Below are 13,948 nucleotides of genomic sequence, written 5' to 3'. Positions count from 1 at the left end.
TTATCGCTCTATCTCGCGTACGGGCACGCACACGCGCACCTTGTCGCCGTATAGGGAATTGACCTCCACGTCCACGTCGTAGATGGTGCTGACCAGCTCTTTGGTAATGACGTCTTTGGGGCTTCCGAAGGCGTGCACGCGTCCGTCGTTGATGACGAGCGTTTGGTCGGCGTAAAGAAACGCCTGATCGGGCTGGTGGGTCGATTGGACTATGCTCATGCCTTCGCGCGCGAGCTGGCGCACGGTGGACAGTACGCGCACGGTGTTGCCGTAATCGAGCGCGCTCGTAGGCTCGTCCATGATGATGGTGCGGGCGTTCTGCGCGATGGCGCGCGCGATGAGGACCAGCTGGCGCTCTCCGCCCGATATCTGCGTGTAGGGGCGATGACCCAGATGGGCGATGCCCACGCGCTCGAGCGCATCCCACGCCCGGTCGACGTGCATGCGCTTCGGCGTGGAGAACAAACCTATCCCGCCGCCCGCGCTCATCAGCACCACGTCGAGCACGTCGTAGGCGTAAGTGGACGAATGCGATTGAGGGATGTAGGCGACCTCGCTCGCGCGCTCGCGGATGGAGATCGAGCGCAGGTCCTTCCCGTTCACGCGGATGCTGCCCGTCCAGCCGTTGTTGAGGCACAGGATGCATCGGAACAGGGTCGATTTGCCTACGCCGTTGGGCCCCAGCACGTTCACCAGCGTGTTGTCGGGGATGCGGAAGCTCAGGTCGCGCAGCACATGGTGGCTGCCGTACGAGAAGCTGAGGTGCTCGACATCGATGCTCATAGCCCCTGCTTCCTCCTCGTGATGAGGTACAGGAAGAACGGCGCTCCCACGAACGCGGTCAGGATGCCGATGGGTATCTCGGAGCTGGCCACGAGGCGCGCCACGTCGTCGACGATGAGCAGGAAGCTGGCGCCCATGAGCATGCTGGCGGGCAGCAGCTTGCGGTAGTCGCAGCCGACGATCATGCGCGCGAAGTGGGGGATGACGAGGCCTACCCAGCCGATCATGCCCGAGATTGACACGCTGGCGGCGGTGACGAGGGTGGCGGCCAAGATGACGATGAGCCGCACGCGGCGGGCGTTCACGCCCATGGTGGAGGCTTCGTCGTCGCCCATGGTGAGCACGTTGATGCGCCAGCGCAAGGCGAACAGCGCCGCGAGACCGATTGCGATGGGAGGCAGCGCGAAAGCCATGTCGCTCCATTTGGCGCCGGTCAGACTGCCCATGAGCCAGTAGGTGATGGCGGCCAGCTGGTCGGTAGGGTCGGCGATGAGCTTGGTGAACGACACGCCCGCCTGGAACAGCGAGCTGACCATGACGCCGGCCAGCACCACGATGAGCAGATGGTTGCCCTTGGCGCGCGTGCCGACGGCCAGCACCAGCAGCACGGCGGCGATGGAGCAGGCGAACGCGAACAGCGAGATGCCGAGCGAGCCGAGTCCCAGCAGGATGGCCACTGCGGCGCCGAACGCCGCGCCCTGCGAAGCTCCGAGGATATCGGGGGAGACGAGCGGGTTCTGGAACGTGCCCTGGTAGGCGGCGCCGGCAGTAGCCAGGCTGCAGCCCACCATGAGCGCGAGCGCGATGCGCGGCAGACGCACCTGGAAGAACAGCGTCTCTTGCTGGGAGGTCCAGAACGAGTCGATGGGGAGCGCCAGGTTGGCCAGCATGCCGACAGCCTCGATCGGGGTGATGGGGTAGCGGCCCAGCATGAGCGAGGCCAGCGTGCTCGCCAGGACGAGCGCGCCGAGCGCGACTAGGATGAGCGTGCCATGCCGCGCGCTTCGGCGGGAAGCGCATTGAGCCGCCGCCTTGTCGTCGCGCGGCCGAGGGGCCGGCCCCTCGGTGCTTCCGGCGCTCATAGCGCCGGAAGCACCGTCCCCATCCTCCAGCATGTCTTCAACAGCTTCTATTGCCCTCGTCCTTTAACATTCGTAAATGAGAATAATATTTAAATCAATATATACTAAAACGCAATTATTATCAATTGAGCATAATATAAAGACGGTATGAGGCGGGAAGGGGCGCTTGGCGAGTCGCGGCGCGAGGCGGGAAGGGCGTTTGAAGCTTGCGAGGGGCGGGCGATAGCCTGGCGCGCGGGCGGGGCGCATGCCGGTTCCGGTGGGTCGCACGGCGGGTCGACCGGAGAATGCGGGCGCGCGTCGACGCGGGCGGTAACGCTCTCGTACAGATGTTTCACGTGAAACATCTGTACGGTTTGCGAGCGGGGGTAGGAGGGGCTAGGCTCGGTCGCGTTCGATCATGGTCATCTGCAAAGCCTCGCCGAAGAACTGGCCGGTACCGTTCTTGATTGCGAAACGGGCCTTCTCCGGATCGGCCACCACGCTGCCGGCGAGCGCGTCGGCTCCCTGCTCGAACAGGACCGACGACATGATCACGCTCGGGCCTACAAGCACGGTGGTCGCATTGCGCGCGAGTTCGAGCAGGCGCGGCGCGGTCTTGTTGATGATGGTGACGCCGGTTATGAAAGCGAAGTCGGTATCGGGCAGCACGTACTCGCACGCGGGGTCGGGCGTGTCGAGCTCCTGCGAGCAGTTGCGTTCGAGCACGGTGAGGTTCGCGTACTCGGCGATGCGGTCGACGTGCGGGAAGTGCCCGACCACCGTGACGTTCTTGCGCTCGGACGCTTCGATACGCGGGCGGTACAGCTCGAAAGCGTCCGTCTTGCGGACGGTGCCGTCGGGCAGTTCGATGGGTTCGTCGTAGGTTGCTCCCAACGGGTCGAGCAGCTCCTTGCGCGCGTAGTAGGCGTTGAGCGCCGCCACTCCCAGCGTGGCTTCCTCGAAGCACCACGACTTCGCCAGCTCCGCCATCTCGCGCAGCCCCGTGCCGCGCAGATCCTGCTTGCACGCGCGCCGGGCTCCGCCTTTGCAGGTGAAGCTCACGCCCATACCGCAATCGGCCTCGACGTAGGACCAGTGCGTTCCCAGACAATAATCGCGTACGGCGATATCTTCCGGAATGCCCTCGATCAGGCGGTTGTAGAGCTTCCACGGCGTTGCGTCGTCGCGCGTGTCGGGGCGGCGGACGGCTTCGTTCTCGGAGCGTTTCATGGCAGCCTTCTCTCCTCGAGGCGGCGTGTTCCGTCGCGCCGCCATTCTTCAATATGCGGTAGAGTATAATATACGTTCAAGAATAAACAACCGGGAAGGGGCTGGCGCTGCGATGCTGTTCTTGTTGACGGGCGACGTGCAAATCGGCAAGACGCGCTGGCTTGAGCGCCTTGCCGCCGAGCTGTCGGGTGACGGCGTGCAGGTTGCGGGCGTGCTGGCACCTGGCGTGTGGCGCGTGCGGGAGCCGCACGAGGTTCCGGGCGAACGGGGGCTGGCTGGCGAGGGTCGCTTCGAGAAGCTCGGCATCGACAACGTGCTGCTGCCCGGCGGCGAGCGCGTGCCGTTCGCGCGGCGGCGAGACCTGGCGCTGGCCGAGGGATCGTTCGATCCGACAAGCCAGAGCGCCTCCGCCCAGCTGGCCTGGGAGATCGCGGACGAGGCTATCGCGCGGGTGAACGCGCACTTCGATCGCATCGCGGCCGAGCTGGCTGCGGTTCCCGCGGGAGCGCCGGCTTTGCCGGGAGAAGCGGGCTCCCGGGGCTACGCGCCCCTCCCCGTCGATCCGGCGGCGGGAATGTTTCACGTGAAACATTCGTTCGCGCAAACATATGTTTCACGTGAAACATCTGGAGCGGAGGCGGGCGAGACCCCGGCCGATCCAAGTACGGGAGGTTCGCGCATCGTCGTTCCGGCGGACGAACCCGACGCGGAGGGCTCCGTTACCGTCGGTGCGGAGGGCGGTTTGCTCGTGGTCGACGAGCTGGGGCGGCTCGAACTCATGCGCGACGGCGGGCTCGTTTCTGCGGTGGCGCTTCTGGAGCGCGGGCCCTCGGCGCGGTTCCCCCATGCGCTCGTTGTGGTGCGTGATTGGCTGTGCCCGAGGGCGGAGGAGCGCTTCGCCGGCGCCTGGGATGGGTCGCGCATGCTTTCGCCGGGCGACGACGCGCGCGGTCTCGTGCGGGCTTCGTTCGGCCTTTCCGGCTGAGATCCGTGCTCGTTGTCGTTCGAAAAACACGCTTCGTCCTGCGATTCCGTGTTTTCGGGCGACAATGCGCCGCTCGCTTGTTGGCGTTCGGCTACTGTGCGTCCGGTGCGTTCGACCATGCGGCCAATTCGACCCTTGCTTTCCTTAATGAGAATGATTATCATTAAAATAGAAGAAAACGAGAAGAGGGAAAGGTGTCCGCATGATCGATCAGACCGCGTTCTTCAGCTTGAGCTACGGGCTCTACATCGTCGGCGCGACGGACGGCGAACGTCGCGCCGCCTGCGTCGCTAACACGTTCCAGCAGGTCACGTCGTCGCCGTTGCAAGTAAGCGTGGCGCTGAACAAGGAGAACGCCACCACGGACGTCATTCTCGACTCCGGCCGCTTCACCGTGTCGTGCCTGGCGCAGGACGCCACGATGGAGCTCATCGGCACGTTCGGCTTCCGTTGCAGCACCGACCTGGACAAGTTCGCCTCTTGCGAGACGGGCGTCGACGCGGCGGGCGTGCCGTTCGTGGCCGAGCAGTGCGTGGCGCGCTTCTCGGTGCGCGTTGTGCAGGCGGTGAACCTGGGCACGCACATCCTCTACATCGGCGAGGTGGAGGAAGCCGAGAAGCTGTGTGCGGGCGATCCGATGACGTACGCCTACTACCACCTGGTCAAGGGCGGCAAGACGCCGCCGAAGGCATCGAGCTACCTGCCCGACGCGCCCGATGCGGCGCCGGCAGCCGCGGCAGCGGCCGGCGAGGGCGACGCGGAGGCTCCGAAGCCCAAGTACGCCTGGCGCTGCAAGGTGTGCGGCCACATCGAATACGGCGACGAGCTGCCCGATGACTTCACCTGCCCCGTGTGCAGCGTGGGTCCCGACATGTTCGAGCGCATCGAGCTGCAAGGCGCGCGAACGGCATAAAAGGGCGGTATAAAGGGGACCGCCTCTTTCTATGCCACCTTTCTGTGTCGGAGCGCGTCCCGAACGGCGATCGGCCGTTCGGGACGCGCTCTACTTGTTCCAAGCGATGAACGCCCAGGTGACCGTTCGGGGCTCGCGCAGGCGCAGGGACTTCTCCGGAAGCCCCTTCTTGTCGGGCTGCCCGGCGCGCTCGTTCGGCACGAGGTTCTCTTCCAGCCAGCAGCGCAGGCGACCGAACGCCTCCGCGCGCTCTTCGGCTCCGACGGTCGCGCCCACGGCATCGTCCGCCATGCGCGCGAACGCGTCGTAGGCATCGTCGAGCGAGTCGAACGTGTCGGTGCGCTCGCTGTCGATGTAGGAAACCTCGGGGCGCAGTCCCTCGTTCGCCAGGATGTTGAACGCATAGAGGTAGTCGCGGCCGAGCACGCTGGAAAGGCCCATGGCGTTGAGGATGCGCTCGTCGGTGCGCGGCGACGAGCCGGTGGCCAGCGTGACGCATACGCGGCGGCGCGCCACGTCGGTGAGGCGCAGCAGCGAATCGCGCAGATCGGCGGTCGCGACGGAGCGCGAGGCGAGCGCCACATCTACCATGCCCGGGCGCACGCCGAGGCTGGGCCAATCGTCGGCCCAGCTCATCTGCTTGGGGAACACCGTGCGCACGCCCTCGCGGTCGAGCGCTTCCTGCAGCTGGCCGAGCATGCCCTGCGAGAAATCGGCGGCCACCACCTTGTGGCCCCGTTTGCCCAACGGCACCGACAGCGCGCCTGTGCCGCAGCCCATGTCGAACACCGTCTCGCCCTCGCGGATGCCGGCTAGCTCGAGGAACCGCTCGACGTAAGGGTTCGGCGCGTCCTTCGTGGTGAACGTGGCCGACCGCTTGTCCCAGTAGCTCGCGTCGTCGAAGCGGCGTCGTGCCTGCTGGAGCCGCTTCCACTCCTCGTTCCAATCGCGGGCGGTCAGCGGGTTGACAAAGGACTCGGACGTGTTGTTTTCGGGCATGGCGCGCCTCTCGCTTTGATGGTTGCGGGCTTTTAGGTACTATACTAGCGAAATGAAACGCCTCTGTGCGCGCGATCCGCCGAATTTATCCCGAAACGAGGAGCATTCATCTTATGCAAGTCGAACTGCTGTACCACACGCCCGACCCCGAGCGCGCGATCGCCACGGCGGCGCGCCTGTGCTACGCGCCCGTCGGCGCGGCCGAGCTGATGGAGGCCATGCCGGAGGAGCGCGTGAAAAGCGTGCTGTCCACCATCATGAGCGCGGGCCATACGTCCACGCTCGAGCACGCCAGCTACACGTTCGCGGTGGACGGCGTCTCGCGTGCCCTTACGCACCAGCTGGTGCGCCACCGCATCGCCAGCTTCAACCAGCAGAGCCAGCGCTACGTGAAGTTCACCGACGGCCTGGCCACTGTGAAGCCTGAAAGCGTTGCCGCGAACGAGGAGACGAACGCGGTGTTCGACGAGGCTATCGCGGCCGCCATCGAGGCGTACGAGAAGCTGCTGGCCGCGGGCGTTCCCGCCGAGGACGCGCGCTACCTGCTGCCGAACGCGGCTGAGACGAAGATCGTTATCACGATGAACGTGCGCGAGCTGCTGCATTTCTTCAGCTTGCGCTGCTGCAACCGCGCGCAGTGGGAGATCCGCGAGATGGCGCACCGCATGCTGGAGCTGGCGAAGCCCACGGCGCCGTTCGTCTTCATGGACGCGGGCGCGCCCTGCATCCGCGGCAACTGTCCCGAAGGCAAGATGACCTGCGGGAACCCGTACCCGCGCGTGAAAAGGGCCTAGCATGGCCGAGCAGAAGAGCGACCTGTCGCGGGCGTTCTCCGAGGACGGTGCGCTGAAGACGCACGTAGGCGGCCAGGCGCTCATCGAGGGCATCATGATGCGCGGCAAGTACAACTGGTCGGTGGCCGTGCGGGAGCCCGACGGCGGCATCTACGTGGAAGAGCATGACCTGGCCTCGGGGCGCAAGAAGAACGGTTGGATGTACTGGCCGCTCGTGCGCGGATGCCGAGCTATGCTGGAGTCGCTCGTGCTGGGCTACAAGGCGCTCGAGATCGCGGCGCTGCATGCGTTCGCGGAAGAGGGGGAAGACGAACCTGCGGCGGCCGAGGAGGCGGGAGGGGTCTGCAGCTCGGACAGTCCTGCTCGCACTAACAGTCCGCTGGACTGTTCGGCTCGTGCGGAACTCGCCTCAGACCCCTCCCGCCCCCTCGGCGATGGCATCGAATCTTCTGCCGACGCCGACGCTGACGGCGGCGACGATGCGCGCCTCGAACCCGTTCTCGCTGGAGAAGGGGAGGAGGAGAGGGCTTTCTCCTGGAAGGAGGATTTCGGGCGGCCGGATACGATGATCGATGCGTTGGGGGCGCAGCGTTCCCTCGAGGTGGTTTCCGAGCCGGAATCCTCTCCCGAGTCCCAGTCTCAGCCCGAACCCGCCAAGAAGTCCTTCATGGACGAGGAGGTGGAGTTCGGCAAGAAAGAGATGGCCGTGTCGATGGTGCTGGGCCTCGTGCTGGGCGTGGTGCTGTTCATCGTGGCGCCGGCGTTCATCACGAACCTCATCGTGGGCGAGTACGACCAGAACACCGTGCTGTGGAACATCGTGGACGGCCTGCTTCGCGTGGGCGTGTTCGTGTTCTACCTGTGGCTGATCGGGCGCATGCAGGAGATCAAGCGCATGTTCGGCTACCACGGCGCCGAGCACAAGACCATCCACTGCTACGAGCACGGCCTGCCGCTCACGCCCGAGAACGCGCGCAGCTTCCCGCGCCTGCACGTGCGCTGCGGCACGGCGTTCCTCATCATGGTCATGGTCATCGCCATCTTCGTGTACACGGTGACGCCCATCAACGGGCTCATCGAGCTGTGGGGCGTGCCGGACGGCGCGCCGAAGCTGGCGCTGGTCATCCTCGTGCGCATCCTGCTGATGCCCGTCATCGCCGGCATCTCCTATGAGATCACGGTGAAGTGGGCGGGCAGCAACCCCGACAACCCGCTGGTGAAGGTGGTGCTGTGGCCCGGCATGCAGATGCAGTACCTCACCACGAACGAGCCCGACGACGGCCAGATCGAGTGCGCCATCGCCGCCATGCAGAAGGTGCTCGAGCGCGAGGAGGCCGAAGAGGCTGGCGAGAAGGCAGCAGCCGGCGCGCCCGATAACGCCGACGAGCCGGCGACGGCGACCGCGTAGAGCGCTCGATCGGGGGTGCGGGCGGAAAACGCTTGCCCCCCCCCCTCGCTGTTATACTCATGCAAAACCGTTCCCTATCCGACTCAAAGAGGTGAGCCGATGGAATATGCCATATCCGCACGAGGCCTGCGGAAGTCTTTCAAGCTCTCGGCCAAGCAGCGCAAGCTCGAACGCACCGATGCGCGCGTGAAGACCGCGGTGGACGGCTTGTCGTTCGACGTGGCGCCGGGCGAGATATACGGGCTGCTCGGCCCGAACGGCGCCGGCAAGACCACGACGCTGCGCATGTTGGCCGCGCTCGTGAAGCCTGACGAGGGCGACGCGCTGATCGAGGGCGTCTCCGTCGTGGACGATCCCGCGGGCGTGCGCAGCCTCATCGGCTTTCTCACGAGCGAGCTCAAGCTGGAAGACGTCTTCTCGCCCGACTACCTGTTCGACTTCTTCTCCGAGCTGCACCATGTCGACGCGCCCGTGCGCGACGAGCGCAAGCGCCAGCTGTTCGCGCGCTTCGGCATCGACCGTTTCGCGCAGACGAAGGTGGCCGACCTGTCCACCGGCATGAAGCAGAAGGCGTCGCTGGCCATCTCGCTCGTGCACGATCCGCGCGTCATCATCTTCGACGAGCCGACGAACGGCCTGGACGTGCTCACGGCCAAGACGGTGACCGACTTCTTGCTGGAACTGGCGGCCGACGGTAGGACGGTGCTCTTGTCCACCCACATCTTCAGCCTGGTGGAGAAGGTGTGCGACCGCGTGGGCGTCGTCATCGACGGGCGCATGGCGGCCTCGGGAACGCTGTCGGAGGTGGCGGGGGAGCGCTCGTTGGAAGACGCGTTCTTCGACCTGTACGCGGCGAGCGTGAAGGAGGCATCGTGAAAGGCAACGCGTGGGCCATCGCGCGCAAGGAACTGGCGCGCTTCTTCAGCAACAAGGCTTCGGCGCTCGCGTCCATCGTGCTGCCGGGCCTGCTCATCTTCCTCATGTGGACGTTCATGGGCGATGCGATGGGCGGCATGTTCAAGCCCGATATGAGCAAGCCTCCGGCGGTGGCTGTGGTGAACGCGCCCGAAAGCGTGAAAGCGCTTGCGGCGGATTCGATCGTCGACATGCGGGACGAGCCTTCGCTGCCCGGCGCCGATGAGATGCGCGAACGCATCGAGCAAGGCGACGTCAAAGCGTTCGCGGTGTTTCCGGAGGGCTTCGACGAAGCCGTGGCGGCGTACGACCCCGCGTCGGGCGTGCCGGCGCCGCAGGTGGAGATCTACTTCAACTCCACCGACCCCGATTCCAGCCAAGCGCGCTCGACGTTCGCAGGGATGCTGGACGCGTACGAGTCGTCGCTGTCGAACCGCTTCGACGTCAACGCGGGTGGAGCCGGCTACGACGTAGCCGAGGAGCGCGACGTCGCGGGCATGCTCGTGGTGTCCATCGTGCCGCTTCTGCTGCTCATCCTCGTGTTCAGCAGCGTCATGTCCATCGCGGCCGAGTCGGTGGCGGGCGAGAAGGAGCGCGGCACCATGGCCACGCTCCTGGCCACGCCCATCAAGAGGCGCGATATCGCGCTGGGCAAGGTGCTGGCCATCACCGTCATCGGCCTGCTCATCGCGGCGTCCAGCGCCATCGGCATCTTCTCGGGGCTGCCCGGCATCATGCAGGGCTCGGTCGACATCAACGTGTACGGCCCGGTCGAATACGTGTTGCTGGCGCTGGTCATCCTGTCGACGACGCTCGTCATCGTCGCGCTGATCACCGTGGTGTCCACGCTGGCGAAATCGGTCAAAGAGGCCACCATGTTCCTGACGCCGCTCATGATCGTGGTGATGCTCGTGGGCGTCCTCGGCATGTTCGGCGACGCGAAGGCCGAGGTTGCGTACTACCTCGTTCCGCTGTACAACTCGGTGCAGTGCATGATCGGCATCTTCTCGTTCGATTTCCAGCCCCTCAACGTGGCAGTCTGCGTGATCGCCAACCTCGCGTACGCCGGCGTCGGCGTGCTTGCGCTGCAGCGCATGTTCGACAGCGAGCGCCTCATGTTCGCGCGCTAGGCCGGCGCCGCTCGCGCGCTATCGAAGAAAGAAGGTTGGTCATGAAGATGATTTTCAAGAACAAGCATGGCATGGTGCGATCCGGATGGATCATCGCGCTGTGCATGGCCGCGTTCTACGCTCTCGGCTATGCGTTCTCCGCCCTGCTCATCGATGCTTTGCGCATGATTCTTGATGCCGCCAGCCTCGATGCTGCGTCATACGATGCGCTCGTCGATTGGATGAGCGCATCGGTGCTGCCCGTTGCCCTGCAGTTCTTGACGGAGGGCATCATGCTGGCCGTCCCCTTGGCTGCGTGGAGGATCATGAGGTATCGTTGGGAAGACCTCGGCCTCCGTGATTTTCGCGCCCGGTTCAAGAAAGACGGCGTTGTCGGGATGGCGCTGGGTTTCGCGGCGTGCAGCGCCATCTTCCTGCTGCTGCTCGCCGCCGGCAACGTGGTAGTCGAGGGGGTCAATTCGCCGTTTTCTCTCTCGCTTTTCGCCTGGGTGCTCGTGTTCGTTGCGGTGGGCATCGCCGAAGAGGTCATGAATCGCGGGTTCATCATGTCGGTTTTGCGGAGGACGAACAGCAGGTTCCTGGTGATCGTCGTGCCGTCGCTGATCTTCGGGTTGATCCATCTCACCAATCCGAACGTCACCTTGCTCTCGGTCGTCAACATCGTATTGCTTGGGATCGCCCTTTCCCTCATGTACTACAAGTCGGGCAATGTATGGATGTGCATAGGGTTCCATATCGCTTGGAACCTGTTCCAGTCGGTCGTGTACGGCATGCCGGTGAGCGGCTTGGATGTTCCCGCGTTCCTGGTGAGCGCCTACCCGGTTGGAAACCTGCTCAACGGGGGCGGTTTCGGCATCGAGGGCGGCGTGCTCACCACCGTTGCCGCCGTGTCCGTCATGGCGTTCACCCTTTTCTATTACCGCACGTCCGAGTATCGTTTCTTCGGCGACCACGCGAATGCGCCGCAGAGCCCGGCGGCGGTCGGGCAGGACGAGGAGGCTCCCGCGATTCGATAGGAGGCGCGGACCGGTTTCGTATGGAACGCGACCGATTCCGCTATCGTCAAGCTCCCGTAACCTTCCTGCCATCTGGGATGATGGGGCGCATGCTAGACTGAACGATGCATGTTGTCACTGTCAGTCGACCGCGGCGCCCCTCGAAGATCGCGGCCTGGAACCTTTACGGGAGGCGTCAAGCGTGGCTCAAGCGATCACGGTTACGGACATTCGCAAGAACTTCGGCGCGGTCGAGGCGCTTAAAGGCGTTTCGCTCGATGTGGCCGATGGAGAGAAAGTCGTCGTCATCGGGCCGTCCGGCTCGGGCAAAAGCGTGCTCATCCGTTGCATCAACGGTCTTGAGGTGCCCGATTCGGGCACGGTGGTGGTCGAAGGCATGAACCTGTCGGACCGCAAGGTGAACGCCCGTGCGCTGGCTCGCGACGTGGCCATGGTGTTCCAAAGCTACAACCTCTACCCGCACAAGACCGTGCTCGAGAACGTGACGCTGGCACCCATCAAGGTGCTGAAGGTGCCGCGCGAGCAGGCCGAGCGCGACGGGCGCGCCTATCTGGAGCGCGTGGGGCTTTCCGACAAGGTGGACAAGTACCCCGACCAGCTCTCCGGCGGGCAGCAGCAGCGCGTGGCCATCGCCCGCGCCCTCAACATGCATCCCAAGATCATGCTGCTGGACGAGCCCACGAGCGCGCTCGATCCCGAGATGGTGCAGGAGGTGCTCGACGTCATCAAGTCGCTGGCCGAGACGAACATGACCATCGTCATGGTCACTCACGAGATGGGTCTGGCGCGCGAGGCGGCCGACAAGGTCGTATTCATGGAGAACGGCCTGGTGGTAGACCAGGGCACGCCCCATTACTTGTTCGACGAGACCGACAACGCTCGCGTCAAGAGCTTCCTGTCGAAGATCCTGTAGGCGCGGCCATGATCACGAGAAGAACGTTCATACGCTCCTCGGCGCTGGTTGCGTCGACACTCGTGCTGGGCGGGGCGACGGGCGGCCTCGCCGGTTGCGCCGGCGGCGCAGACGTGCTGCGCGTGGGCACGAAGATCGACGTGCCCGGCTTCGGCTTCCAGAATCCCGAGACGGGCAACATCGAGGGCATGGAAGTGGACATCGCGCGCGAGCTGGCGAAGCGCATCAAGGGCAGCCCCGACGCGCTGCGGGTGACCGGCGTGAACGTCACCACGCGCGGCGCGATGCTGGACAACGGCACGCTCGATGCCACGCTGGCCACGTTCACCATCACCGAGGCGCGCAAGAAGAGCTACAACTTCTCGCGCCCGTACTACACCGATCACATCGGCGTGCTGGTGAAGAAGTCCTCGGGTATCGTCGATCTCAAAGACCTCGACGGAAAGACCGTGGGCGTGGCGCTGTCGGCCACGACGCGCGACAAGCTGACCGCCGCCGGCGACGAGATCGGCATCCACATGAGCTTCGCCGAGTACTCGACGTATCCGGAGATCAAGATCGCGCTGGTCACCGGCCGCGTGGACGCGTTCTCGGTGGACCGCTCCATCCTGAATGGCTACGTGGACGACTCCACCATGCTGCTGGACGCGCAGTTCGCGCCCCAGGAGTACGGCGTGGCCACGAAGAAGTCGAACACCGAGCTTGCCGACCAGGTGGACGCCGCCATCGGCGCTATGGCCGACGACGGCACGCTGACGGCGCTGCAAGAGCGGTGGGGGCTCTCGACCGAGACGCCTGCCGGCGAGGAAGAGGGAGGCGAGGCGCATGCTTGACATCTTCGCCCCCTACAAGTGGGAGGCGCTGTTCGAGCGCTGGCCCGACATCCTCATGGCGTTCGGCACCACCGTCGGCATCTCGGTGCTCGCGCTGGTCATCGCGCTGGCGCTGGGCATCGTGTTCGGCGTGCTGTCGGTGTCGCGCATCCCCGTGCTGCGCGGCATCACCCGCGTGTACGTGGAAGTGGTGCAGAACGTGCCGCTGCTTCTGCAGGTATTCGTGTTCTACGCCATCTTCCCGCTGCTGGGCCTGTCGCTGGCCGCGTTCTGGATCGGGGTCCTGGCCATCGGCATCTACCACGGCGGCTACATCTCCGAGGTGGTGCGCAGCGGCATCGGCTCCATCCACCGCGGGCAGTTCGAGGCGGCGAAGAGCCAGGGCTTCTCGTACTGGCAGTCGATGTTCGTGATCATCCTGCCCCAGGCCATCCGCATCATCATGCCGCCGCTTGCCGTGCAGGCGGCCAACCTGGTGAAGAACACGTCGGTGCTCGCGCTCATCGCGGGCGGCGAGCTCATGTACTTCTCGAACTCGTTCGCGGGCGCGACGAGCTACTACGGGCCGGTGTACGTGGTGGCGGCGCTGCTGTACTTCGCCATCTGCTTCCCGCTGTCGCGTCTGGCTCTGTACCTGGAGCATCGCACGCGCTCGCATAGGCATCTGGCCACCGGCGACGCCACCGAGGCGTTGGCCGAGGACACGATGGAGGTCACGCCGGGCACGCACGACATCACCGGGCGCGCGGCGGCCGACACGATGGCGGGCGGCGTGCAGACCATGTACGGCACCGTGGACATCGCCCCGGCGCGCGTGGCGCCCTCGCCGCGCCATCCGCTGCACGCGCTTGCCGAGGACGCGCTGGAGCCGGGCGTGGCGCCGGAGGACCCGTACGACCAGACGTTCACCGGCAACCAGGCGGCCGAGATCGCCGACGAGATCGGGCGCGAGATCGCCCAGGAGA

The 13,948-nt window shown here is 65.2% G+C and carries 14 protein-coding genes; 10 read left to right on the top strand and 4 right to left on the bottom strand.

What is annotated here, in order from left to right:
• The 3 genes from HMPREF1023_RS03385 to HMPREF1023_RS03375 all read right to left on the bottom strand — a co-directional run bounded on the left by HMPREF1023_RS03385 (position 1) and on the right by HMPREF1023_RS03375 (position 3,077).
• Positions 1-783, bottom strand: coding sequence for an ABC transporter ATP-binding protein (locus tag HMPREF1023_RS03385; protein WP_009304749.1), 783 nt, complete (start codon positions 781-783; stop codon positions 1-3).
• Positions 780-1,898, bottom strand: coding sequence for an iron ABC transporter permease (locus HMPREF1023_RS03380; RefSeq protein WP_009304748.1), 1,119 nt, complete (start codon positions 1,896-1,898; stop codon positions 780-782). The genes HMPREF1023_RS03385 and HMPREF1023_RS03380 overlap by 4 nt, the downstream gene beginning before the upstream one ends.
• A 345-nt stretch (positions 1,899-2,243) precedes the next feature.
• Positions 2,244-3,077: a DUF364 domain-containing protein gene (locus HMPREF1023_RS03375; protein ID WP_009304747.1), complete on the bottom strand. Its 834-nt coding sequence runs from the start codon at positions 3,075-3,077 to the stop codon at positions 2,244-2,246.
• A 112-nt stretch (positions 3,078-3,189) separates the two neighbouring features.
• On the opposite strand from HMPREF1023_RS03375, the gene HMPREF1023_RS03370 reads away from it, so the two are divergent.
• Positions 3,190-4,062 carry a hypothetical protein gene (locus HMPREF1023_RS03370; protein WP_009608838.1) on the top strand — a complete coding sequence of 291 codons (873 nt, stop codon included), beginning with the start codon at positions 3,190-3,192 and terminating at the stop codon, positions 4,060-4,062.
• A gap of 202 nt (positions 4,063-4,264) precedes the next feature.
• Positions 4,265-4,975: a flavin reductase gene (locus tag HMPREF1023_RS03365; protein WP_009304745.1), complete on the top strand. Its 711-nt coding sequence runs from the start codon at positions 4,265-4,267 to the stop codon at positions 4,973-4,975.
• A 90-nt stretch (positions 4,976-5,065) separates the two neighbouring features.
• Here the strand turns inward: HMPREF1023_RS03365 and HMPREF1023_RS03360 are convergent, their stop codons facing one another.
• Positions 5,066-5,974, bottom strand: a complete 909-nt coding sequence (locus tag HMPREF1023_RS03360) for a class I SAM-dependent methyltransferase (protein WP_009304743.1) — start codon at positions 5,972-5,974, stop codon at positions 5,066-5,068.
• A gap of 113 nt (positions 5,975-6,087) precedes the next feature.
• On the opposite strand from HMPREF1023_RS03360, the gene thyX reads away from it, so the two are divergent.
• The 8 genes from thyX to HMPREF1023_RS03320 all read left to right on the top strand — a co-directional run.
• Positions 6,088-6,768, top strand: a complete 681-nt coding sequence (thyX, locus tag HMPREF1023_RS03355; RefSeq protein WP_009304741.1) for an FAD-dependent thymidylate synthase — start codon at positions 6,088-6,090, stop codon at positions 6,766-6,768.
• A 1-nt stretch (position 6,769) separates the two neighbouring features.
• A complete protein-coding gene (locus HMPREF1023_RS03350) occupies positions 6,770-8,176 on the top strand; it encodes a DUF1385 domain-containing protein (RefSeq protein ID WP_009304739.1) in 1,407 nt (468 codons plus the stop codon).
• A gap of 99 nt (positions 8,177-8,275) precedes the next feature.
• Positions 8,276-9,052, top strand: a complete 777-nt coding sequence (locus HMPREF1023_RS03345) for an ABC transporter ATP-binding protein (RefSeq protein WP_009304738.1) — start codon at positions 8,276-8,278, stop codon at positions 9,050-9,052.
• On the top strand, positions 9,049-10,221 hold the full coding sequence (locus tag HMPREF1023_RS03340) for an ABC transporter permease (protein ID WP_009304737.1): 1,173 nt from the start codon (positions 9,049-9,051) through the stop codon (positions 10,219-10,221). Before HMPREF1023_RS03345 ends, HMPREF1023_RS03340 begins: the two co-directional genes overlap by 4 nt.
• A gap of 41 nt (positions 10,222-10,262) precedes the next feature.
• Positions 10,263-11,237, top strand: a complete 975-nt coding sequence (locus HMPREF1023_RS03335; protein ID WP_009304736.1) for a CPBP family intramembrane glutamic endopeptidase — start codon at positions 10,263-10,265, stop codon at positions 11,235-11,237.
• 181 nt (positions 11,238-11,418) lie between these two features.
• The gene (locus tag HMPREF1023_RS03330) at positions 11,419-12,150 is read left to right on the top strand and encodes an amino acid ABC transporter ATP-binding protein (RefSeq protein ID WP_009304735.1); all 732 of its coding nucleotides are present in this window, start codon (positions 11,419-11,421) and stop codon (positions 12,148-12,150) included.
• An 8-nt stretch (positions 12,151-12,158) separates the two neighbouring features.
• A complete protein-coding gene (locus tag HMPREF1023_RS03325; RefSeq protein WP_009608904.1) occupies positions 12,159-12,983 on the top strand; it encodes a transporter substrate-binding domain-containing protein in 825 nt (274 codons plus the stop codon).
• Positions 12,976-13,948 (top strand): amino acid ABC transporter permease (locus HMPREF1023_RS03320; RefSeq protein ID WP_009304733.1); only part of this gene is annotated, 973 nt, incomplete at its 3' end. The genes HMPREF1023_RS03325 and HMPREF1023_RS03320, both read left to right, overlap by 8 nt.

It is taken from the genome of Eggerthella sp. 1_3_56FAA (assembly GCF_000185625.1).
GTDB classification, from domain to species: Bacteria; Actinomycetota; Coriobacteriia; order Coriobacteriales; family Eggerthellaceae; genus Eggerthella; species Eggerthella lenta.
The sequence above is the reverse complement of the archived record's forward strand: the minus strand, read 5'-3'. Positions and strand labels throughout refer to the sequence as shown.

Bases quoted from the DNA above. Each gene is read 5' to 3' on its own strand.
- HMPREF1023_RS03385 (WP_009304749.1), bottom strand. From the start codon at position 783: ATGAGCATCGATGTCGAGCACCTCAGCTTCTCGTACGGCAGCCACCAT.
- HMPREF1023_RS03380 (WP_009304748.1), bottom strand. From the start codon at position 1,898: ATGCTGGAGGATGGGGACGGTGCTTCCGGCGCTATGAGCGCCGGAAGC.
- HMPREF1023_RS03375 (WP_009304747.1), bottom strand. From the start codon at position 3,077: ATGAAACGCTCCGAGAACGAAGCCGTCCGCCGCCCCGACACGCGCGAC.
- HMPREF1023_RS03370 (WP_009608838.1), top strand. From the start codon at position 3,190: ATGCTGTTCTTGTTGACGGGCGACGTGCAAATCGGCAAGACGCGCTGG.
- HMPREF1023_RS03365 (WP_009304745.1), top strand. From the start codon at position 4,265: ATGATCGATCAGACCGCGTTCTTCAGCTTGAGCTACGGGCTCTACATC.
- HMPREF1023_RS03360 (WP_009304743.1), bottom strand. From the start codon at position 5,974: ATGCCCGAAAACAACACGTCCGAGTCCTTTGTCAACCCGCTGACCGCC.
- thyX (WP_009304741.1), top strand. From the start codon at position 6,088: ATGCAAGTCGAACTGCTGTACCACACGCCCGACCCCGAGCGCGCGATC.
- HMPREF1023_RS03350 (WP_009304739.1), top strand. From the start codon at position 6,770: ATGGCCGAGCAGAAGAGCGACCTGTCGCGGGCGTTCTCCGAGGACGGT.
- HMPREF1023_RS03345 (WP_009304738.1), top strand. From the start codon at position 8,276: ATGGAATATGCCATATCCGCACGAGGCCTGCGGAAGTCTTTCAAGCTC.
- HMPREF1023_RS03335 (WP_009304736.1), top strand. From the start codon at position 10,263: ATGAAGATGATTTTCAAGAACAAGCATGGCATGGTGCGATCCGGATGG.
- HMPREF1023_RS03325 (WP_009608904.1), top strand. From the start codon at position 12,159: ATGATCACGAGAAGAACGTTCATACGCTCCTCGGCGCTGGTTGCGTCG.